Here is a 21,880-nt window from a genome sequence, read left to right as displayed (position 1 = left end):
TTAAAGCATGAGTTTTTATCTAGCTTGATGCAGAATATATGTAATTCGTCGGGCGGCTAATTGGGATTACTGTAAGGCTAGGGAGATGACTGAGAGGGGAGGTCTTGATGCAGTAAATAGGGCGGAATGAAAAAACAATGCAGGGGCATGTTCGATTTAACTTGCCCCTTTAATTTGTCAGCTCATTTAGTGAATTCACTTCTCAGGAGGTAGACCACATCGTATTCCTTCAACTCGTCCATATGTCCTTCCGTATCACCATAAAAATCAGTGGAAAGTGAACGTATGCCTTCATTTCCGCTTGAGTAACATATACTCGCCAATGCAAGCTTGTTTGTGCTGTTTATTTTGAGTTTGCCAGCACCGCCCCATACGCTGGAATCCATTTCATCAATGGTTTCAGGATAAGTAACCGTATCCGTACCATCATAGTTTTGAATGCTTACATTGAACATCGATCGTTTTTGGTCATCATCCGTTTTCGATGTCGTAAAGATGATTGTCCCATTCTTTTCAATCCCCGTTGTCATGCGTCCCATTTCAGGTTCGACAAGTTTGCCAAATTCATATTTTTCGACCCAGACGGACATCTCCTTGTATGTATCATCCACACTGAAATCGATAAGAAAGGAATGTTCACTTGAATTCTCCAGGATGGCTTTCTCCCTTGCTGTCAGCTCTGGAACTGAAAGGATATTCACGGATTTTGGCTCAACGGCCTTACAGGCAACTAAAGAAAATGGGAGCAGGGAAAGGATAATGGATAAAATGATTTTTTTCATGATTTTCACCCCTTGAATACTAAGGACCTAATTAAATCCAATTATAGTATATTATAACATTATAATGAAAAACGGAATCGGAATGCGGCAAAAAAGGCAAGCAATCGGAATGCTTGCCTTTTTTCGTATTTAGAAAGGTTGGGAAAGAGCCTTATTGGCAACATCGACGTCATTTTGAAGCAATTGGTTCAAGTCGTAAGCAGGATAGAGATTTCTTTCATAAAGGTAGTTGAAAATCTTGGCATGGGTATCGATGGCTCCATTTAAATGTTTCTTAAATACCTTTCGAAGGGAAGGGGTGGCTGTTTCCGTAATCGCCATTGCGTAATTTTTGATAGATGATTTGGCAAAGCCCAGCAATTCCCCGGCAGCGGCGGCCGATGCGTCATCTCTTGATGCATCGTCATCCCTGCCCGTTTTAGGCGTCAACGGGTAAAATTGCAGCAGCTCCATGATATTTTGGGTAAGGGTGTCAATCGTTTGCTTATATATCGTTTTTAGAATGGGGTCTTTTATTTTTGGATAAGCAATTTTAAATTTCATAAGGGCATTGGACTGGGCGGCGACCAACTCATGAAGCTCGAGTGTCTCATGCCAAGCAAGATGTGAATGGGTGGGTTGCATGTAAATTCCTCCTGAACGAATAATCTTGATACATTATTCGTTCAGTGGGCTATAGGTAAGTTGTCTAGTGAAATATTTATGGGAAGATCTGTCCCATCTTCAATTTTCATTAACAGTTTTGAAGGCCATGTTTTATTGATATTGTTCGAGAACAGAGAAGAACTTTTTGGCAAATTGGTAAAAAAGTTTTTCTGATGGAGCCAAGTCCCTGTTTTTAGGAGTGATGATGCCGACCGTCCGTTTGACTTCGGGCGTATCGATCGGGATCTTGACAGTGAGTCTTGGAATGACTTCATAAAAGGTACTGTCAGGGAGCAGACTGACTCCGATTCCGGCAGAAACGAGCCCTTTTATGGAATCCATGTCTTCACCTTCCGAGGCGATGTTCGGTGTGAAACCGGCTGCTTTGCAGGCTTCGAGAGCGATAGTGTGAAAGATATATCCTTTTGGAAACAAGACGAAGGGATCATTTCTTAAATCACTTAGGCGCACACTCTTCCTATCAGCCAATGGGTGAGTGATTGGCAGTAAAGCGGATATGTTTTCCGTGAACAGGATATGACCCTCGATATCTGGATCGTTTGTCGGGATCGGTCCAAGGAAGGCTAATCCTATTTCGCGATTTTTGACAGCTTCCTTTAAAGAGGAATAAGATCCCTGTCTTAAGTGGAAGCCGATATTCGGCTGCTCATCTTTAAAAGCGGAAATGACGGTAGGCAGTAAATGGGTGGAGAGGCTGGTCGGGAACCCGATTTTAATGCTTCCGTGTTCAGGGTCCAAAAATTCCTCAATTTGATATTTGGCATATTCAATCGCCTGTATCGCCGTTTTGGCATGGATCAAGAAAATTTTACCAATCGGAGTTAACTGGATATTCCGGCCGATTTTCTCGAATAAAAGTACGCCAAGCTCATCTTCCAGTCTGGAGATTTGCCGGCTGATTGCTGATTGTGCGATATGCAGGTGCTCTGCGGCTTCTGAGACGTGTTCCCTCTCGGCGACTTCAACAAAATAACGTAATTGTCGTAGTTCCATTTATTCATCCTCCTGCCATTCATCTCAAATTGAGATGGATTCTACTAGAATTATATATTGTTTATATCGATTTGAAAACCTAGAATAAATGTAAGTGACATAACGGTGTAAGAATAAGATGGGGGCGATTAATATGACATACAATCAAATACCAAAAGCACAAGGGCTCTACCATCCTGAATTTGAACATGATGCATGTGGGATCGGTTTATACGCTCATTTAAAAGGGCTTGCTACACATGACATCGTCAAACAAGGACTGAATATGCTGTGCCAATTAGATCATCGCGGCGGACAAGGCAGCGATCCCCTTACAGGAGATGGCGCAGGATTAATGGTACAGATTCCTGATGAATATTTCAGGCTGGCATGCCCGGAAATGAATTTGCCGGCAAAAGGACGCTATGGTGTAGGCATGCTCTTTTTCTCTAACAATGATGGTGAACGGAATGAAATCGAAGCTCGTTTGAATGCATTTATCGAACAAGAGGGCCAAACGTTATTAGGCTGGAGAACGGTTCCTGTTGATGCAACGAAAATCGGGGAGGTCGGCAAGGAGACATGTCCGGCGATCCGCCAAGTATTCATCGGGGCAAGCGTAGAGATTACCGATGATTTAGCTTTTGAGCGCAAATTGTTCGTTATCAGAAAACAAGCTGAAAACTGGGCCCGGGAACGCGGCAATCGTTTTTATTTTGCCAGCCTTTCAAGTGCTACGATCGTATACAAAGGATTGTTGACGCCAGAGCAGGTGGATGCTTTTTATCTTGATCTCCAACAGGAGTCTTTCGTTTCCGCTTTCGCTTTAGTGCATTCCCGCTTCAGTACGAATACTTTTCCTAGCTGGGAACGGGCACATCCAAACCGTTACCTGATCCATAATGGTGAAATCAATACGCTTAGAGGCAATGTGAATTGGATGAAAGCGCGTGAACAGCAGTTTGTTTCGGAAGCATTCGGGGATGACCTGCAAAAGGTCCTGCCTATTCTGGATATAGACGGCAGTGATTCCTCGATTCTTGATAATGCACTTGAATTCTTCGTGCTTGCCGGGCGTAAACCGGCACATGCGGCGATGATGCTCATTCCTGAACCGTGGACGGAAAATCCGCATATGACGAAGGAAAAGAAAGCATTTTACGAATATCATAGCATGCTCATGGAGCCATGGGATGGACCGACGGCCATATCCTTTACGAATGGCAAGCAAATCGGTGCCATCCTTGATCGAAATGGTTTAAGGCCGGCAAGGTATTATGTGACAAAAGATGATTACATCATTTTCTCCTCTGAAGTCGGCGTGATCGATGTGGAGCCGGAGAATGTATTATATAAAGATCGTTTAAGTCCAGGCAGAATGCTTTTAATAGATTTAGAGGAAGGCCGTATTGTTTCCGATGAAGAGATCAAGTCGGAAATGGCCCAGGAAAATCCATACCAGCAATGGCTGGACGAACAGCTTGTTCAATTAAGTGACGAAGAACCTGTGCTCGAAGGGGAGCCTTTGAGTGATTTATTATTCAGGCAAAAAGCGTTCGGATACACGTATGAAGATGTCCAAAAGTATTTACTGCCGGTCATTAACGAAGGCAAAGATCCACTGGGCAGCATGGGCAATGACATTCCGTTAGCGGTCTTATCAGATCGCCCGCAATCGCTTTTCAACTATTTCAAGCAATCTTTTGCACAGGTAACCAATCCGCCGATCGATTCGCTGCGTGAACAGATCGTCACGTCAACGATGACATTTCTCGGTGCGGAAGGAGATTTGCTGAAGCCGGATGAAACGAACAGCCGCCGCATTCAATTGGATTCGCCTGTTTTGACGCCGGGTCAAATGCAGCAGTTGAAAGAAAATGCCTATCCTGAATTCAGGAGCAAAGTCATTCACACTTTATTTTCAGAAGATTTAGAGAGTGAACTCGATCGCATCTGCCGTGAAGCGGAACAAGCGATCGCTGATGGTGTCAGCCTTTTGATATTATCTGACAAGGATATGAGCAAAGAAAAAGCTGCGATTCCTTCCCTGCTGGCTGCGAGCGCCCTTCATCAAGAGCTGATCCGCCATGGTAACCGTACGAAGGTGAGCATTATCGTTGAATCGGGGGAAGCAAGGGAAGTCCATCATTATGCATCCCTAATCGGGTATGGAGTGGATGCGATTTACCCGTATCTTGCTTATGAAACATATAAGCAGGCGGTATTGGAAGGCAGTTTGGCCGCCAGCTACGAAGAAACGGTAAGGAAATATGTAAGCTCTGTGACAGAAGGCATCGTAAAAGTGATGTCGAAAATGGGGATTTCAACGATTCAAAGTTATCGCGGCGCACAAATTTTCGAAGCGGTCGGAATCGGTGCTGATGTGATCGAACGCTATTTCAGCGGTACGGCATCGCAGCTTAGTGGAATCGATTTGGTAACGATCGCAGATGAAGCGTTGATTCGCCATAGGAAAGCTGCAGCCGATTCCCTTGATGAAACGCTTGAAAGCGGAAGTGATTTTCAATGGAGAAAAACAGGGGAACATCATGCTTTCAATCCTAAAACGATCCATACATTGCAATGGGCGTGCCGGAAAGGCGATTATAATTTATTTAAGCAATATTCAAACTTGGCGAATGAAGAGAGACTTGGGTTTTTACGGAATTTATTCTCGTTCGATCAAAAACGCCAAAGCATTTCAATAGATGAAGTGGAATCCGTGGAAACCATCGTCAGCCGATTCAAAACGGGCGCGATGTCATTCGGTTCATTGAGTCAGGAAGCACATGAAACATTAGCGATCGCGATGAACCGTTTAGGCGGAAAAAGCAATAGCGGTGAAGGCGGGGAGCATCCTAGCCGTTACCAACTGGATGAAAACGGCGATAATCGCCGCAGCGGTATTAAACAAATTGCGTCCGGCCGTTTTGGAGTGAAAAGCCATTACCTTGTTAATGCCGATGAACTTCAAATCAAAATGGCGCAAGGTGCTAAGCCGGGTGAAGGCGGCCAGCTGCCCGGAAATAAAGTATATCCTTGGGTTGCAGAGGTCCGCGGTTCCACACCGGGTGTCGGCCTGATTTCACCGCCTCCGCATCACGATATCTATTCGATTGAAGATTTGGCACAGCTGATCCATGATTTGAAAAATGCGAACCGTGATGCCAGGATCAGCGTCAAGCTTGTGTCGAAAGCAGGCGTAGGCACGATTGCAGCCGGCGTGGCCAAAGGAGCCGCAGATGTCATCGTTATCAGCGGGTACGATGGCGGTACGGGTGCATCACCAAAAACGAGTATCAAACATACTGGTCTTCCTTGGGAGCTGGGTCTTGCCGAAGCACACCAAACATTGATGCTGAATGGCCTGCGCAGCCGTGTTGTCCTTGAAACGGATGGGAAGTTAATGACGGGACGCGATGTGGTCATGGCCGCTATCCTTGGAGCGGAAGAATTCGGCTTTGCTACAGCACCGCTTGTGGTCCTAGGCTGTGTCATGATGCGTGCTTGCCATTTGGATACATGTCCTGTCGGGGTAGCTACCCAAAACCCTGAACTTCGCAGCAAATTCACTGGAGATGCGGATCATGTCGTGAATTTCATGCGCTTCATCGCTGAGGAAGTCCGGGAAACGATGGCTGAGCTTGGCTTTAGAACACTGGAAGAAATGGTCGGCCGCACTGATGTTTTACAAGTGAGCGAGCGGGCGCAAAACCATTGGAAAGCGAAGCATCTGGACTTGACGACACTTCTTTTCCAACCGGAGGGGATTCGTACGTATCAACTTCCGCAAAACCATAAAATAGAAGAATCCTTGGATATCCGTGAGATTTTACCTGTTGTGGAGCCTGCTTTAAATGACCAAACCCAGGTGGATGTCAGCTTCCCGATTACCAATGTGAACCGTGTGGTCGGAACGATCGTCGGCAGTGAAGTATCCAAACGCTACGGTGAGGAAGGGTTGCCTGAAGATACGATCACACTTCGTTTTACAGGATCGGCGGGCCAGAGCTTCGGTGCGTTCATTCCAAAGGGGATGTCGATGTATTTGACTGGCGATGTGAATGACTATGTTGGGAAAGGCTTATCTGGCGGGAAGATCATTGTCACGGCACCTTCTGGCAATCAGATCGAGGCCGGGGACAATGTAATTGCCGGAAATATCGCCTTATATGGTGCAACAAGCGGCGAGGCCTACATTAATGGGCGTGCGGGAGAAAGATTTGCCGTACGGAACAGTGGAGTCAATGTCGTCGTTGAAGGAATTGGAGACCATGGCTGTGAGTATATGACTGGCGGACGCGTGGTCATTCTGGGCGACGTCGGCAAAAACTTTGCGGCAGGCATGTCAGGCGGCATCGCTTATGTACTTGCTGATGATGCAGAAGAGTTCAAGGCATTATGCAATGGCGAAATGATAGAATTCGAGACGCTTGATGATATGGATGATGCCAACGAAGTAAAAGAAATGCTTTACAGCCACCTTCATTATACAGAAAGTGCCAAAGCATCGTATGTACTGGAGAACTGGGAGGATTTCGCTAAGAAATTCGTAAAAGTCATTCCGAAAGATTACAAACGGATGATCAAAAGCATCAATGAGCAGAAGCGTGCAGGGCTATCGGATGAAGAAGCGATCATGAGTGCATTCCAAGCAAATGCCGTTCAAGATAAAAAAATCACTAAACAAGCTGTGATGCAGTAAGGAAGGGGAGAGAAAGATGGGAAAAGCAACAGGATTTATGGATTATCCGCGAGAAAAACCAAAAGACCGGAATCCTCTCACTCGTTTAAACGACTGGAGAGAGTATACAGCTCCTTTCTCTGACGAAAAGTTAAGTACACAGGGAGCGCGGTGTATGGACTGCGCCACCCCTTTCTGCCATATGGGCATGGAATTGAACCGAGTCACTACGGGCTGTCCGATTCATAACCTTATTCCGGAGTGGAATGATTTGGTGTACCGCGGCAGATGGAAAGAAGCATTGGACCGTTTATCGAAAACGAATAATTTCCCTGAATTCACCGGGCGCGTCTGCCCGGCCCCATGTGAAGGGTCTTGTACGGTAGCGATAAGCGATCCTGCCGTTACCATCAAGAACATAGAACGGACCATCATCGATAAAGGATTTGAAAATGGCTGGATAACGCCTCGCATCCCTGAAAGCCGGACCGGCAAGAAAATTGCCATCATCGGTTCAGGCCCGGCAGGAATGGCGAGTGCCGACCAGTTGAATCAAGCAGGTCATTCGGTCACGGTTTATGAGCGCTCAGACCGTGCAGGCGGGCTGTTGACATACGGAATCCCGAACATGAAACTTGAAAAGGATATCGTTGCACGCCGAATCAAATTATTGACCCAGGAAGGCATCGATTTCATTACCAATACAGAAGTAGGCAAAGATATAACAGCTGAAGAACTGCAAGATCAGTATGATGCAGTCATCCTTTGCACAGGTGCCCAAAAGCAGCGTGACCTGGTAATTGAAGGACGCGGGGCATCAGGCATTCACCTTGCAATGGATTACTTGACTACATCGACTAAAAGCCTGTTGGACTCCAATTTTGAAGACGGCAAGTTTATAGACACAAAGGGGAAGGATGTCATCGTCATCGGCGGCGGGGATACAGGAGCTGACTGTGTCGCAACTGCCCTTCGCCAGGGATGTAAGAGCGTCGTACAATTCGGGAAGCATCCAATCCTTCCGACGGCCCGTACATCTGATAATATGTGGCCGGCCTACCCGAATGTCTTTTCCCTTGATTATGCGTATGAAGAAGCGGAAGCGAAATTCGGTGCAGATCCGCGTCAATATTCAATCCAAACAAAAAAAATCGTCGCCGATGAAAATGGCAACGTTAAAGAACTGCACACAATCTCCATGGAAAAAATCAAAGGCGATGACGGAATGTACATTTTCAGGGAAGTTCCAGGAACTGAAAAAGTATGGCCTGCACAATTCGTTTTCATCGCAATCGGATTTGAAGGAACGGAAATGCCGCTATTAACTCAATTTGGCGTAGAAACAGTCAATCAAAAAATTGATGCCGTCTATGGCGAATACAAAACGAATGTCGAAGGAGTTTTCGCTGCCGGAGATGCAAGAAGAGGGCAAAGCCTCATCGTTTGGGCAATCAATGAAGGCCGAGAAGTGGCAAGAGAAGTGGACCGCTACTTGATGGGTGCAACCGTATTGCCTTAAACTCAAAAAAAAAGAAGTGCCATTATGGCGCTTCTTTTTTTCTGTGGTGGGAAATATGTACTCACGAGTAAATGCCCGGAATTCACGAGTAAAGCGCCAAAACTCACGAGTAAATGCCCGGAATTCACGAGTAAATGTACAAAACTCACGAGTATAAGCTCATAACTAACAATATTCCGGCTTAAATATACAAAGAATTCACAACAAGTGGTCGGTAACTCAATATAATGCAACGGAAAAAACACGCTTCGGGGAATCCTAAGCGTGTAAGTGTATTATTTCAAACAGTTGGCAAGTATTGTTCACAGATGGTGATATCATCGTCTTCTAGAACATAAGGATGTGTTTCCAGCAAAATGGTTTTCAGGTATTCTGGCATCCTCTCACCTTTGTACGCACAAATTAATGGAAATGACAGCAGATTTACAGCTTTGTCTACTGTTCTCTCAAATTCCTCTATGATATGCAGGGGCTCTTCCAAGGTTGCCCATTCAACATGTGCCCATGATCGGAAAGAGATTTTATTTTCGACATAGGGCTGAACCGTTTTATTAAAGTATTCTTCGATTGCAGGAGGATGATAACTGCCGCTTGAGCAATAGAAATCGAAGTTGTTCACAAAGTGAAGGAGCTTCATTTGATCTTTTGTTAACCGAGTGCTTAGTTCTTTATGGATAATGGGGTAAATACGGTCATTTTCAACAAGAATGACGTAATCCCCCGCCATGATGCCATCTTGGATATAACTTAAAACTTGTTTAATGTAATTTTCCATTTCATTATAGGAATATAGCACATGAACATTTTTTTGGTCTTCGAACAACTGATTCATTTTGCTTTTCAATATATCAATCCTTCTTTCATGTATCGTTTCCATTATACAAGAATTCCATAGCAGGACAAAATGAGAGTTGTTTAACAAGGGAAAAAAGCAATCCTTCTCCATTGAAGGATTGCTTTTCCGTTTTATTTCAGCCGTTCGATCAGGTCGGTCATTTTATCCAAAGTGGTTATGTTCTGGTTGCATTTCATGCTGTCCAGACAAATATAATTCCCTTTTTTAATGAATGTCCCTTGGACGGTTCCTTTTGTTTCAGACATGAACATCCCTACTTCTTCAAAGCGGCTGCATATGGCACAGATCCCTTTTTTGTTGGCAGGTTTAATGGTTCCATGCATTCCGGTGAGTTTATGATGATGGGGGGCAATGATGAATTTCTTTCCGGATCCGACATCATCCCATCCCAGGTATGAAATCTCTCTCAAATCGATGTTTTCCAACAAAGGGGTTTTTAATTTCTTTGCTTTAGGAAATAGTTTTTTTATCGTTTTTTCGGTTACTTCTTTAAATGGGATCACAAATGGCTTCACCTGTAGTAGAAAGGCTTCGGCTTGTGCTTGATCTTTGATGGTATCCACTGGATCCAGCAGTTGTTTTTGCTCTTCGCTCAAGTCACTGAATAAGCTTAGTACCCTTTCTTTGGCGACTGTTTTCAGGGTGTTGATCACATCCTTATCGTTGGCAGTCGCGTGTCCATTTATGAGAATTTGTGTTTGGGATTTTATGAAGTTATACTGCTCGCTCCTGATAAAAGGTTCCATTTTCTTCACTCCTGTTTCTTCAAGTGTTACCGTTTCTCTTTACTTTACATAAATTGCATCTGCTTTAAAAGGGGGGAAACGACTAAGAAACATACTCGGCATACAAATAGCACTGATATCATTATCAGTGCTACCCGTGTAATCCTATTTAGAATAAACGATTTTCTTGATGGTTTCCGCGGAGAGAAAATGTTCCTCGGCTAATTGATGGATGGAATGCCCGTCTTTGAAAGCATATTTTATAGAGGCATTTCGGTCATCAATCAATTCCCTTGATCCCGAACGGGTTCCCCATTTGTGATGGGCTTTTTCGGGTTTAGGGATATATATGGTTTCACCTTGCACATACTTTTGAATTTCAATGATCAGCTTTTCAGGTAAAACGGCCGTCGCTTTTACATACTTCATTTCTGCCAGCCCCTTATTCTTTATTAAGAATGAAATAAGGTGCAAAGCCGAATATTAGAAATGATAAGGCGGGCGATTAATTTAGCTTAATTCAACCCCATGCAAAGTATCGCCTCCAATACTAGGCTTTGCATGAGACGCTGCAGAAGGTGGCATTAACATTCGTATTGCCATCTTTACACCTCCCCTTTGTGTTTCTGAAGAACACGTGTTGTTCTTATTATAAAATAGAATAGGGTGAGTTGCCAAACTTTTTCCAATGTTAAAGCTGAAATTGCGTGCTGATTGTTTGATAATGTTCTGAGTCCATGAAATAATTTGGAGGGAAACCAAACTAAACATTATGGGAGCTGACTTTATGAAAGTATTCGTAGTTGGGGCAAATGGGCAGATCGGTAAACATCTTGTAGATTTATTAAAAGACAGCCCGGATCATAGTGTACGGGCAATGGTTCGCAAAGAAGAACAAAGTGAGCATTTAAAGAAAAATGGAATTGAATCTGCAGTCGTCAGTTTAACTGGATCAGTGGATGAGATTGCGAATGCGGCAAAAGGCTGCGATGCCATCGTGTTCACAGCAGGGTCCGGAGGTAGCACCGGTGCTGATCAAACGCTGTTGATTGATCTGGATGGTGCAGTTAAAACGATTGAAGCGGCAGAAAACCTGGGAATCGACCGATTCATCATGGTGAGTGCTTTTCAGGCCAATAATCGCGAAAACTGGAATGAAGCCATCAAACCGTATTATGTGGCCAAGCACTATGCGGATAGGGCATTGTTACAAAGCGATTTAAATTATACGATCATTCGGCCTGGCGGTCTGGTTAATGAACCGGGAACGGGCAAAGTGACCGCCGCCGAGGAATTGGAAAGAGGATCGATTGCCCGTGAAGATGTGGCTCGAACGATTCTTGCTTCATTGACCGATGAAAATACCTATAAGCGTTCATTTGATTTAATCTCTGGCGATACTGCAATCGCGGAAGCCTTGAGGAAAATTTAACGTAAAAAAGGGGCAGGGCCACTCAGGGGGAGTGGACTCTGCTTATTTAATTCCTTCGATATGCTTGATGACCTTCGCTGGATTTCCACCGACAACAACGCCTTCAGGAACATCCTTTGTTACGACGGCCCCTGAGGCGACAACGGAATGACTCCCTATTGTAACGCCAGGATTGATGATGGCACTTCCTCCAATCCATACATGATCCCCTATCGTAACCGGTTTTCCGTATTCCACTCCAGAACTGCGTTCAAAGGGATCCAGCGGATGTGTAGCTGTATAGATATGCACTCCGGGAGCCAACATGCAGTCCCTGCCAATTTTCACTTCGCAAACATCCAAAATGACACAATCAAAATTAGCATAAAAGTTTTCCCCGACAGAAATATTGTATCCATAGTCACAACGGAAAGTGGGTTCAATATATACATTTAGCCCAGTAGAACCTAAAAGCCGTTTCAGCAGTGCGGTCCGTTCATCTCCTTCGCCTTCCGTTGTCTGATTGTATAACCGAGTCAACTTTCTGGCATTTTCCCTATCTCTGATTAATTCCGGATCAGCGGCGATGTAAGGTTTCCCGCTCACCATCTTTTCTTTTTCAGTATTCATGTATGCGCCTCCTGTTTCTTTTTTTATATAGTTTGAAAAAATATCTGAATATTAAAACATTTTTCCTGCAAAATAAATTGCAGTACTTTTTACTCAACTTTTCTGTTGAATCTAAATGCCTCTCTCGTTTTTTAAAAAAAGAAGTTAGAAAAGAAAGATTTTTCCGAATAATGAATGAAATAGCTTTGACAAACGTTCCACCGGATTTTATAGTAAGAAGAGTTATGGATGATTCATAGTTTCATGAAGGTCCATTTTAACAGATCAGTAGAATGGTTCGAAGTTCATGTCATTTTTTTTCGGAAATTGTGTACAACTCTTTTCTTGGTTAAAATAATCACAAAACAATGGAGGGCTCTATATGTCACAGAAAGCACCGCTGTCTTTCGTCATTGTAACAGGATTAATGCTTTTTGCTTTATTTTTTGGTGCAGGAAACTTAATTTTCCCTGCCATGCTCGGTCAATCCGCGGGGACCAATTTATGGTCGGCCAGTTTAGGATTCATCATTACTGGTGTTGGACTGCCATTCATTACAATATTGGCCTTTGGTTTTTCAGGAAAAAATGATGTTCAATCGCTTGCAAGCAGGGCACACCCCTTATTCGGCATCATTTTCACCGTCGTTCTTTATTTATCTTTGGGACCGCTTTTCGCACTTCCCAGAACGGGGAGTGTATCCTACGAAATAGGGATTAAACCTTTCCTATCTAATGATGTCGGTTTTTTACCATTGCTGATATTCACGATCATATACTTTGGGATTGCCTGTTTATTATCCATCAATCCATCAAAAATGCTCGATATCGTCGGAAAAATATTAACACCTTTATTATTGATTTTCATCGGGATTCTCATTGTGGTCGCAATTATTAACCCAATGGGTGAAATTCAGGCACCAGCGGCTGATTATTCAGATAATTCTTTCTTTAAGGGGTTTAAAGAAGGATATTTGACCATGGATACGCTGGCCGGATTTGCATTTGGGATCATCGTCATCAACGCGATCAAAGATAGAGGGATAACATCAAGAAAAGAAGTCTTGGGCTTCTGTCTGAAAGCCGGCTTAATCGCTGCCACCTTGTTGGTGATCGTTTATGCGTCTATAACTTATGTAGGTGCAACAAGTGTGGAGAAACTCGGTCAACTGGGTAATGGCGGGGACGTTTTGGCTCAAGCCTCGAACCATTTTTTCGGACCGGCTGGTGCCGTGTTGTTAGGGTTGATTGTGATCGCTGCTTGCCTGACTACAAGCATCGGTTTGATAACGGCTTGTGCTACGTATTTCAATAAAATACTGCCTGCCGTATCGTATAAATCATATGTCGTCATCTTCTCCGTTTTCAGTGCGGCCGTTGCCAATGTAGGTTTGACCAAGCTGATTTCCATTACAGTGCCTGTGTTAACTGCGCTTTATCCCGTGGCGATCGTTTTGATCGTTCTTACGTTCTTCCATTCCTTATTCAAAGGGAAATCGGAGGTATATTTAGGAAGCTTATTATTAACGGCCATCATCAGCATAATGGATGGAATAGTGGCATCAGGCATTAAACTGGATGCCGTTTCGGACCTTTTCACTCAATACCTTCCACTATATAGTGTAGGGGTGGGCTGGGTGATTCCTGCCATCATCGGCGGTGTATTGGGCTATATGGTATACCTATTGAAAGGTGACCCTAAGGAAGCCTATTAAGGGATATCAGAATGAACCTCGAATAACGTTGATTTCCACTCCAGGCACTCGCTTTCCGCGGGCGGTCCGGGAGCCTCCTTGGCGCTCTTTCCGCCTGTGGGGTCTCCCTTGGCCGCGCTTTTCCGTAGGAGTCTCGTACCTTCCGTTCCAATCAACTGGATTGTCTTTAAAGAAAAAACTGTAGTCGGTTTCATCTTTAAGCTTGATTAAGACAGGGTTACACTTTCGGTTTTTATTGTTTTATGAACCCTATTGGATTGAAGAAACTTGCGACACTCAGTTTGTTTTGATGAGTTTTGGTTAGAGTAAGGAACGGACTTCTGAAATGAAAAACTCAATTTACTCCGAGTTTATCTACCGTTGGGGAGCTGTCTTGATGACAGCTCCTTTTCTTAGTGTTTGTTTTTAATGGGAAAGAGCCTTAAAATGTTCAGAAAGGGGTGTAGGAACATAATGATCAATCGATTACCAACAGAAATAGCAAATATATTACAAGCAAGCAAAAAGAATCCTGCTCAATTTGAGGAATTGATCAGGAGCGGCGGATATCTCCCTCCCGAGATGGAGTTGATGGTGGATGCCATCACGGCCTTGAGCATGGGGAAGAATATCCTTTTGAAGGGTCCGACAGGGGCTGGAAAGACAAAGTTTGCCGAGACTTTATCGAACTTATTCAATCAGCCGATGTTCAGCGTCAACTGCTCAGTCGACTTGGATGCAGAAAGCTTATTGGGCTTCAAGACGCTGGCTTACAAAGAGGAAAAACAAGTGATAGAATTCGTACCTGGACCAGTGACCAATTCGATGAATCACGGTCACTTCTTATATATAGATGAAATCAACATGGCAAAACCGGAGACTCTGCCGCTTATCAATGGTGTGCTTGATTACAGAAGGACGATAACGAATCCGTTCACGAATGAAGTGATAACGGCAAAAGAGGGCTTTAATGTGATTGCTGCAATCAACGAAGGGTATGTCGGGACAGTGCCGCTGAACGAAGCGCTAAAAAATAGGTTTGTCATCATTGAAGTTCCTTATATCGAAGGGGAGCAGTTAAAGCAATTGATAGAAACCAATACAAAGCTGAAGGACCCAAGAAGTATTGATTTGTTCGTTAAACTGTCGAGTGATTTGATAAATGCCGTGAATCAAGGGAAGGTGGCTGAAGATGCGGCGTCGATCAGGGCTTTGCTTGATGCTTGCGATCTGAGTGTGTTGATCCCGCCGAAACGGGCGATACTTCGTTCCATTGTGGATAAGTTGGACGAGGAACGGGAGCGTGAGTTCGTGAAGAACTTGGCTGACACATTATTCTAACTAGGAGAATGCCTCATGAAGTATATCCGGTTCAATGATTCAATAATAGATACAGCACTTTTTTTACAGCTTCAGGATCTATCGACTGTTTTATCCGGCATTCCTGAGCTGGAATTCGAATACAATTATGGCTCCTTCATTGATCTGATCGAGAATAAGGTCACTGCCAGCCACTTTTGGGAAAATGGCAATAAGGAAGTGAAGGAAGCAGGGCTGAAAACGGACGTGCTTCTTAGAACGATAGGCACGCTGCATCATACAACAATCCGGAGCATGAAGGAGTACCAGGACAGCATCGGGGAAAGTTCACTTCCGAAGTTTGCAGCCCAATTATTCGCTTTGCTGGAAGATTTGCGATTGGAAGAATTGGTGAAGAAAGAAAGACCAGGCACGAAAAAATGGTTTTCGATAAGGGGGGCTTACCTTAGACAATATTTCGAAAGCCAATTGGCGACGAATGTCACAAGAAGTTTTGCACTGGATGAATTATATTGCCTCATATATTTACTGCTTCAATCCGACAGGCCGGATCCGATTTTTCCGAGAGCCAACGAAAGGCAGCTGGAAGAACTGGAGAAACTCAAACCGTTCATCCATTCGGTCTTTGATGCCACTAAAACCAGTGATATCACGAGGATTTGCGAGCAAATCGTTTTCCGTGTGAACGATGGGTACGAAGATACGATGAATGAATATTTCATTTTCCCCATTGCAAGTGTGGAAAAGTATAAAGCAAATACCTTATTTGATGAACTAACTAGAAATGATGAACTGTTGAACGATGATACAGATGATGCAGACGAAGAAAAAAGTGAGTTCATTGATGAAAAATTCTCGACTTGGCATCGGGAGAACAAGAACGGTGAAAGTAATTCGACGTTTCTCCAATTTGAATTGGAGCAGGGAACGAAAACAAGCCTGATGGGCGGAGGTGCCCGGGAAGCGGAAGATGCCGACCAAGCACTGGCTTCGATCCAGGGTTCATCAGGGGAAAGTCAACAAAAGGAATACAATCAGCAAGAATCGCTGGAGAAGAAACAAACCAATATGGGCAAAAGCGGTGAACATCCATTTGGTGAAGAAAATAAAGACGTCGTTCAGGTAATCAAAGAAGCCAAAGTACCAACACTTATGGAAGAGAAACGCTACCGAGAGTTTGTTGCGGATATCGAACCGTTCAAGAGGAAACTCTCCAGTACCATTGAAAAGACGCTGGAAAATAAAAAGAACGCACCAAGAAAAGATTTGGTTTTTGGCCGTTTATCAAAGAAATTACTCCCGCTTGTATTTGAAGAAAATCCAAGGGTCTTTTATAAAAAGAACCAGGATTCTAATGAAATGGATGCGGTATTCACATTGCTTATCGATTGCTCGGCTTCCATGCATAACAAAATGGATGAAACGAAACGAGGGGTCGTCCTGTTTCATGAAGTGCTGAAGAAATTAAGGATCCCCCACTCGATCGTGGGTTTCTGGGAAGATGCCAATGAAGTGAGGGAAGGATATCAGCCGAACTACTTCCATGTGATCCAGTCCCATTCCGATTCTCTTTATCTAAACTCAGGAGCTAAAATCATGCAGCTTGAGCCAGAGGAAGACAACCGCGACGGATACAGTATCAGGGTTGCCACAATGGAATTGGAAAAAAGGCGCGAAAAAAACCGTTTCTTGCTCGTATTTTCCGATGGTGAGCCGGCGGCAAGCGATTATGATCAAAATGGAATTGTCGATACACACCTTGCTGTTTCGGAAGCCAGAAAAAAGGGCATCGAAGTCATCGGCCTGTTTTTAGCGGATGGAGGCATCGATGAGAGTGAAGAGATGACAATGAAAAACATCTATGGCAAAGAACGCCTGATGATTCCGAGTGTAGCTGAATTGCCAGAGCAATTTACACCGCTGTTAAAAAAATTGCTGCTGAAGACCATTTAAGAAACATATAGATAAAAACGCAGTAGGATTCAAGTTTTGGATCTTACTGTTTTTTTTTTGCTTTGTCAACTATTGGTGGAAACTTAAAATGAACGTCGAATGAGATTTCTTTTGTCGTGATTGGGGTAAACCATAGATGAGGAGTGATCATTTTGATGAATGTACTTTTTATGCTGCTTTATTTTATAATCATTGTTCTTGTAATTGAAATATCGGTCACCTTGATGAAATTAACTGGATTAAAAGGCACAGTGGCAAGATTTCAGGTTATTTCCATGCTGACGGGCACTGGTTTTACAACTGACGAGTCAAAATCCATTATCGATCACCCCATTCGACGGAAAATAAGCATGTTCTTAATTTTATTTGGTGCATTCTCGCTTGCTGTCATCATTTCATCGATCAGTACATTGCTTACAGATGATCTGCGTTTGATGGAGTTAAGCATCATTATTGGAATCCTGCTGGTTTTAACCATTTTAGTGAAGGTTCCATTTTTGAATAATAGATTATCGAATAAGATGAAAAGTGAAATGTACAATCATTATGAATTATGGGAACACCCGATAGAAGAGGTCTTATTTTTAGAAGATGAAGACGTGGTCATGGAGATCGATATTTATGAGGACTCGGAGTTCATCGATGTCAAAGCCTTTGATGTCATTTCAGATGGAGCCGACATCAACATTTTATTTATTGAAAGCGGAGAAGTGAAAATCAGAAAAGAGCTATATGAGTATAAAATCAAATTAGGGGATAATCTCTTTTTATATGGAAATAAAAAAGAGATAGAAGAAACATTCTCTAAAGAAATCGAAGAGATGAAGAAGAAAAGTGCATCAGACTGAAAAGATCCCAGCCTATATTAAGACTGGGGTCTTTTGAAGATTGTCTTCATTAATGTTTTTTATTCGGTAACTTCTGAGCGGGATTCCCATTACCTTGACGGCGCATATTGCCTTCTTGCTTTTTTTGCTGCTCTTGTATGCTTTCAACAAACTCCTTTGAACTTTTCATGGAATGTACCTCCTCCGTTATTTTCTTTTTTACTATAACCAGAAAAGGTGGAATTCATGAGTATGCAAAAAGGAACGGTGGTCATATATGGACGTAAAGTGGTAATTTTGTTCCACAAGTGAGTTGAAAAGAATATGGGTCAATCGTTTTAAATATCGCTATCTAATGTTAGAATACATTACATTAGAATATTTTGAATATTGACAAAAATAAAGCCGGTATCTATAATAATCAATAATAATATCCATGAATAAACGTTTATTGGGGTTTTGCCTATGGAACGGATAATGACCGTCCGGGATTTATGTGCGTTGCATACTCATTTATTGAACAGTGATATTCAAATTCTTGAAAACCTATCAACGAATTTACCGTTGATAGCCGATTTGAATAAAGCGAATGTGTTTATTGATTGTCCGGTGCGTGAAGGGAAGCATGCCATTGTCGTTGCAGAGGCATGCGGACACTCCGTGAAATCGGTTTACGATCATCCAGTTGTCGGTAAATTTGCTTATGAGGCATTCGAACCGGCCGTATTTTATGTATTGCGCACCGGAAAGGACATGTTCGTGAATCGGGCATTGACTCAAGAGGGAGCGATGGTCCAGCAAAGTGTCGTTCCAATCAAGGGGGAATGCAATCGGGTCATCGCCGTTTTGATCATGGAAAAGGTGATTCATGAAGAACCTGAATCTTTCAATCAGTTTGATAGGCAAGATCAACAAAATTCCTTAGTTCCTGAATTTATCGAGGAGTCCATTTTCCTGATTAATAACCAAAACCGACTTGTTTATACGAATCCTGCTGCCATTAATTTAGTATCGGAAATATGTTTGACGGACTGTGTTTTAGGTGAATCGATTTTCGATTATTTTCCTGGCTTTGCCGATGTTCTTGCTTCAAAAGAGGACATTTTGATGAAGGAAATGAACATTGGTAAAAAGATTATCCAACTAAAGAAGTTCCATTTGGGCAACAAGAATTCCAATGAAACGTTCATCATCATCCGGGACCTGACTGAACTGCGGGATAAAGAAAGGGAGCTGATCAGCAAGTCAGTAGCGATTCGTGAAATTCATCATAGGGTGAAGAATAATTTGCAGACAGTGGCCAGTTTACTTCGGCTGCAAATGAGGTTAGGAGCCCCTGAAGAAAGCAAGCCCCATTTATTGGTCAGTTTGAACCGGGTGTTAAGCATATCGTCGGTTTATGAAATCATTTTGGCAAGCAGTCAGGTTGATCATGTGGATTTGCTGGAGCTTATTAGAAAAATAGGCGATATGATCGTTCATACGGAGGGGCAAGCTCGCCAATGCGTAAGCATTGAATATAGGGGTGAGCTTCATTCGATTGATTCCGACATTGGCATTTCGGTCGCGCTGGTGGTGAATGAGCTCATTCATAATTGTGTGAAACATGCTTTCAAGGAAGGGACGGAAGGGAACATTACCGTATCCTTGCAAAAGGATGGTCCTGAATTGGAACTTCAAGTAAGAGATGATGGCATCGGATATTCACCTGCAGTGAAACCTTCTTTGGGGCTGGATATCATCCGTATGACGGTGGAAAATGATTTGGATGGGGAGTTTTCGATTCAGCGGATTAAAGAAGGTACCCTGGCTTCTGTAAGATTTCCATACAAGAGGTAGGTGGGAGAAGTGGACAAGAGGATTTTGGTCGTGGAGGATGAATCGATTGTTCTGCTTGATATAACGATCATGCTCAAGGATGCAGGCTTCGATGTGGTTGGACATGCCCGTAATGGCGAGAAGGCGATTGAATTGGCACATGCACTGCAGCCGGATCTCGTTTTGATGGATATCAAAATGCCGAAAATGAATGGGCTTAAGGCTAGCGATGTGATATCCAATACCTTTCAGATTCCTGTCCTGCTTTTAACTGCATTCAGCCAGCGTGAATATATCGATGAGGCGAAGCGAGCGAACATCGTCGGATATCTTGTAAAGCCAATTACGGAGGCGAATCTGATACCGGCAGTGGAGATAGCTTTGCTGCAAGCAGCCAATACAAAGAAGTATCAGGAACGAAATGCTCAATTGGATGAAACGCTCACAAATCGCAAAGTCATTGAAAAGGCAAAAGGAATCATCATGAAAAGGAAGAATGTGAGCGAAGAAATCGCTTACAATAAACTGAGAAGGCTTAGTATGGATAAGCAGCTTTCCATGGAGACGGTGGCACGTCGAATCATTGCAAATGATCAAAAACAAGTAAATAGATGAAGCAATGGCGCTTTGATGGACCAAATTGGTTGTAGGTAGGCATTTCTGCCTAAAAACCTAAGTTTGGGCTATAAGAGGCGTCTTTTTTATACCCTTTTTTTAAGTCGATAGGCCAAATCAAATCGGAATTCAGGGGGAATATGTATGGAGATGGTAGGTAAATTCGTTATTTATATCATTATGGCGTGTGCCGTTGTCGGTGCTATTGCATCGATTAAAGACAGTGAGCAGGGCTTGGGGAAACAGTTCATGGAAGGTTTGCATACCGTTGGCCATATATTTATCCCGGCAGCTGGAATCATGGCCTCGATCCCTTATTTATCTTGGTTCATCAATACAGTATGCGGCCCGGTTTTCGCTGCGATCGGTGCAGATCCCGCCCTCGCCGCAACAACGATTTTGGCGACGGATATGGGGGGTTACCAATTAGCGGCCGAGCTGAAGGAATCCTATGAAGGCTGGATCATGGCGATGATTGTCGGCTTTATGTCCGGGGCAACGATTGTATTCTCGATTCCAATGGGGCTTGCGATGCTGGAAAAGCGTGATCATAAATACATGGCACTTGGTGTCATGTCAGGAATCCTGACGATTCCGATTGGCGCTTTTATCTCAAGCGTACTGGTGGTGGCGACGAATTCGAAAATCCGCGAAGTGATTTCCACGAATGCGGATTCTACCTACGAATTCGCGTTGAGCTATTTGAAAATTGCCCTGAATCTTTCTCCGCTTCTTATTTTTGTGGTCTTGCTCGCGTTAGGTCTTTATTTCCTGCCGGATTTGATGATCAAAGGTTTCATGTGGTTTGGAAAAATATTGGACGCCGCGATTAAACTAGTGCTCGTGTTTTCGATCGTGGAAATTTTCACCGGATTGTTTTCCAAAGTATTTGGTGCTTGGGGCTTCCATCCGATCATGGCCGATAAGGCAGACCAGTTCCGTGCCCTGGAAACGGCGGGGTATATCGGGATCATGCTGGCAGGTGCATTTCCAATGATTTACCTGATTCAAAAATATGCAGGCAAGCCATTGGAAGCGATGGGCGGGAAAATCGGGTTGAGCAAAGCCGGGAGTGCAGGGATATTAGCCACGGTAGCCAATATATTGGCAATGTTCAAGCTTGTTAAAGAAATGCCGCCGAAGGATAAGGTCATAAACATTTCCTTCGCTGTGTGTGCGGCCTTCCTATTGGGTGATCATTTATCATTCACAGCCAACTTTCAGCCTTCCTTAATATTACCGATCATTGTCGGAAAGCTATCTGCCGGAGCGATTGGGATCGGTCTTGCTTACTGGCTGTCCGTTCCGAAAGCTTTGGAATTAGAAGAAAAGGATCGAGCAGCAGGAGTTATCGGCATAAATGAATATAAAACGAAAAACGAGGAAGAAAACAGCAATGAAATCCAAGTGGTGTAAAACTGGGGTGTGAT

At 43.5% G+C, this 21,880-nt stretch carries 18 protein-coding genes; 10 read left to right on the top strand and 8 right to left on the bottom strand.

Annotated elements, in window-relative coordinates:
- Positions 1 to 182 precede the first annotated feature (182 nt).
- The 3 genes from NYE65_RS09505 to NYE65_RS09495 form a co-directional block, all read right to left on the bottom strand.
- Entirely contained in the window at positions 183 to 782 is a 600-nt protein-coding gene (locus NYE65_RS09505; protein ID WP_268591895.1) for a hypothetical protein, read from the bottom strand.
- 129 nt (positions 783 to 911) lie between these two features.
- The gene (locus NYE65_RS09500) at positions 912 to 1,406 is read right to left on the bottom strand and encodes a spore coat protein (RefSeq protein ID WP_057279168.1); all 495 of its coding nucleotides are present in this window, start codon (positions 1,404 to 1,406) and stop codon (positions 912 to 914) included.
- Between the two features lie 132 nt (positions 1,407 to 1,538).
- A complete protein-coding gene (locus NYE65_RS09495) occupies positions 1,539 to 2,441 on the bottom strand; it encodes a LysR family transcriptional regulator (protein WP_063589861.1) in 903 nt (300 codons plus the stop codon).
- Positions 2,442 to 2,574: 133 nt separating this feature from the next.
- On the opposite strand from NYE65_RS09495, the gene gltB reads away from it, so the two are divergent.
- The gene (gene gltB / locus NYE65_RS09490; RefSeq protein WP_340860753.1) at positions 2,575 to 7,125 is read left to right on the top strand and encodes a glutamate synthase large subunit; all 4,551 of its coding nucleotides are present in this window, start codon (positions 2,575 to 2,577) and stop codon (positions 7,123 to 7,125) included.
- 16 nt (positions 7,126 to 7,141) lie between these two features.
- Positions 7,142 to 8,623, top strand: a complete 1,482-nt coding sequence (gene gltD, locus NYE65_RS09485; protein ID WP_340860752.1) for a glutamate synthase small subunit — start codon at positions 7,142 to 7,144, stop codon at positions 8,621 to 8,623.
- 280 nt (positions 8,624 to 8,903) lie between these two features.
- Here gltD and NYE65_RS09480 read toward each other — a convergent pair whose 3' ends face one another.
- The 3 genes from NYE65_RS09480 to NYE65_RS09470 form a co-directional block, all read right to left on the bottom strand.
- Positions 8,904 to 9,500: an MEDS domain-containing protein gene (locus NYE65_RS09480; protein ID WP_340860749.1), complete on the bottom strand. Its 597-nt coding sequence runs from the start codon at positions 9,498 to 9,500 to the stop codon at positions 8,904 to 8,906.
- Positions 9,501 to 9,589: 89 nt separating this feature from the next.
- Positions 9,590 to 10,225: a FusB/FusC family EF-G-binding protein gene (locus tag NYE65_RS09475; RefSeq protein ID WP_340860747.1), complete on the bottom strand. Its 636-nt coding sequence runs from the start codon at positions 10,223 to 10,225 to the stop codon at positions 9,590 to 9,592.
- Positions 10,226 to 10,369: 144 nt separating this feature from the next.
- Positions 10,370 to 10,633, bottom strand: a complete 264-nt coding sequence (locus NYE65_RS09470) for a CD3324 family protein (protein ID WP_340860745.1) — start codon at positions 10,631 to 10,633, stop codon at positions 10,370 to 10,372.
- Between the two features lie 358 nt (positions 10,634 to 10,991).
- Between NYE65_RS09470 and NYE65_RS09465 the strand changes: the two genes are divergently transcribed.
- Positions 10,992 to 11,636, top strand: coding sequence for an SDR family oxidoreductase (locus NYE65_RS09465; protein WP_096340928.1), 645 nt, complete (start codon positions 10,992 to 10,994; stop codon positions 11,634 to 11,636).
- A gap of 42 nt (positions 11,637 to 11,678) precedes the next feature.
- On the opposite strand, the gene NYE65_RS09460 is transcribed toward NYE65_RS09465, so the two are convergent.
- Entirely contained in the window at positions 11,679 to 12,245 is a 567-nt protein-coding gene (locus NYE65_RS09460; RefSeq protein WP_340860742.1) for a sugar O-acetyltransferase, read from the bottom strand.
- 361 nt (positions 12,246 to 12,606) lie between these two features.
- Between NYE65_RS09460 and brnQ the strand changes: the two genes are divergently transcribed.
- From brnQ to NYE65_RS09440, 4 genes are all read left to right on the top strand, one after another.
- Positions 12,607 to 13,938 carry a branched-chain amino acid transport system II carrier protein gene (brnQ, locus tag NYE65_RS09455; protein ID WP_328143922.1) on the top strand — a complete coding sequence of 444 codons (1,332 nt, stop codon included), beginning with the start codon at positions 12,607 to 12,609 and terminating at the stop codon, positions 13,936 to 13,938.
- Positions 13,939 to 14,391: 453 nt separating this feature from the next.
- Positions 14,392 to 15,258: an ATP-binding protein gene (locus NYE65_RS09450; RefSeq protein ID WP_082609479.1), complete on the top strand. Its 867-nt coding sequence runs from the start codon at positions 14,392 to 14,394 to the stop codon at positions 15,256 to 15,258.
- Positions 15,259 to 15,273: 15 nt separating this feature from the next.
- Positions 15,274 to 17,190 (top strand): vWA domain-containing protein, encoded by a 1,917-nt coding sequence (locus NYE65_RS09445; protein WP_340860738.1) that lies wholly within the window; start codon positions 15,274 to 15,276, stop codon positions 17,188 to 17,190.
- Positions 17,191 to 17,345: 155 nt separating this feature from the next.
- Complete coding sequence (locus NYE65_RS09440; RefSeq protein ID WP_340862119.1) at positions 17,346 to 18,038, top strand: hypothetical protein; 693 nt, start codon at positions 17,346 to 17,348, stop codon at positions 18,036 to 18,038.
- A gap of 49 nt (positions 18,039 to 18,087) precedes the next feature.
- On the opposite strand, the gene NYE65_RS09435 is transcribed toward NYE65_RS09440, so the two are convergent.
- The gene (locus tag NYE65_RS09435; protein ID WP_034310614.1) at positions 18,088 to 18,207 is read right to left on the bottom strand and encodes a DUF4023 domain-containing protein; all 120 of its coding nucleotides are present in this window, start codon (positions 18,205 to 18,207) and stop codon (positions 18,088 to 18,090) included.
- Between the two features lie 275 nt (positions 18,208 to 18,482).
- On the opposite strand from NYE65_RS09435, the gene NYE65_RS09430 reads away from it, so the two are divergent.
- From NYE65_RS09430 to eutH, 3 genes are all read left to right on the top strand, one after another.
- Positions 18,483 to 19,856: a sensor histidine kinase gene (locus NYE65_RS09430; RefSeq protein ID WP_328175659.1), complete on the top strand. Its 1,374-nt coding sequence runs from the start codon at positions 18,483 to 18,485 to the stop codon at positions 19,854 to 19,856.
- 9 nt (positions 19,857 to 19,865) lie between these two features.
- A complete protein-coding gene (locus NYE65_RS09425; protein WP_034311724.1) occupies positions 19,866 to 20,450 on the top strand; it encodes an ANTAR domain-containing response regulator in 585 nt (194 codons plus the stop codon).
- 144 nt (positions 20,451 to 20,594) lie between these two features.
- The gene (eutH, locus tag NYE65_RS09420) at positions 20,595 to 21,866 is read left to right on the top strand and encodes an ethanolamine utilization protein EutH (protein ID WP_328175658.1); all 1,272 of its coding nucleotides are present in this window, start codon (positions 20,595 to 20,597) and stop codon (positions 21,864 to 21,866) included.
- Positions 21,867 to 21,880: the final 14 nt, after the last annotated feature.

The organism is Peribacillus sp. FSL R5-0717 (assembly GCF_038002945.1).
Taxonomy (GTDB): domain Bacteria; phylum Bacillota; class Bacilli; order Bacillales; family DSM-1321; genus Peribacillus; species Peribacillus frigoritolerans.
This window is presented reverse-complemented; position numbering and strand designations above follow the sequence as displayed.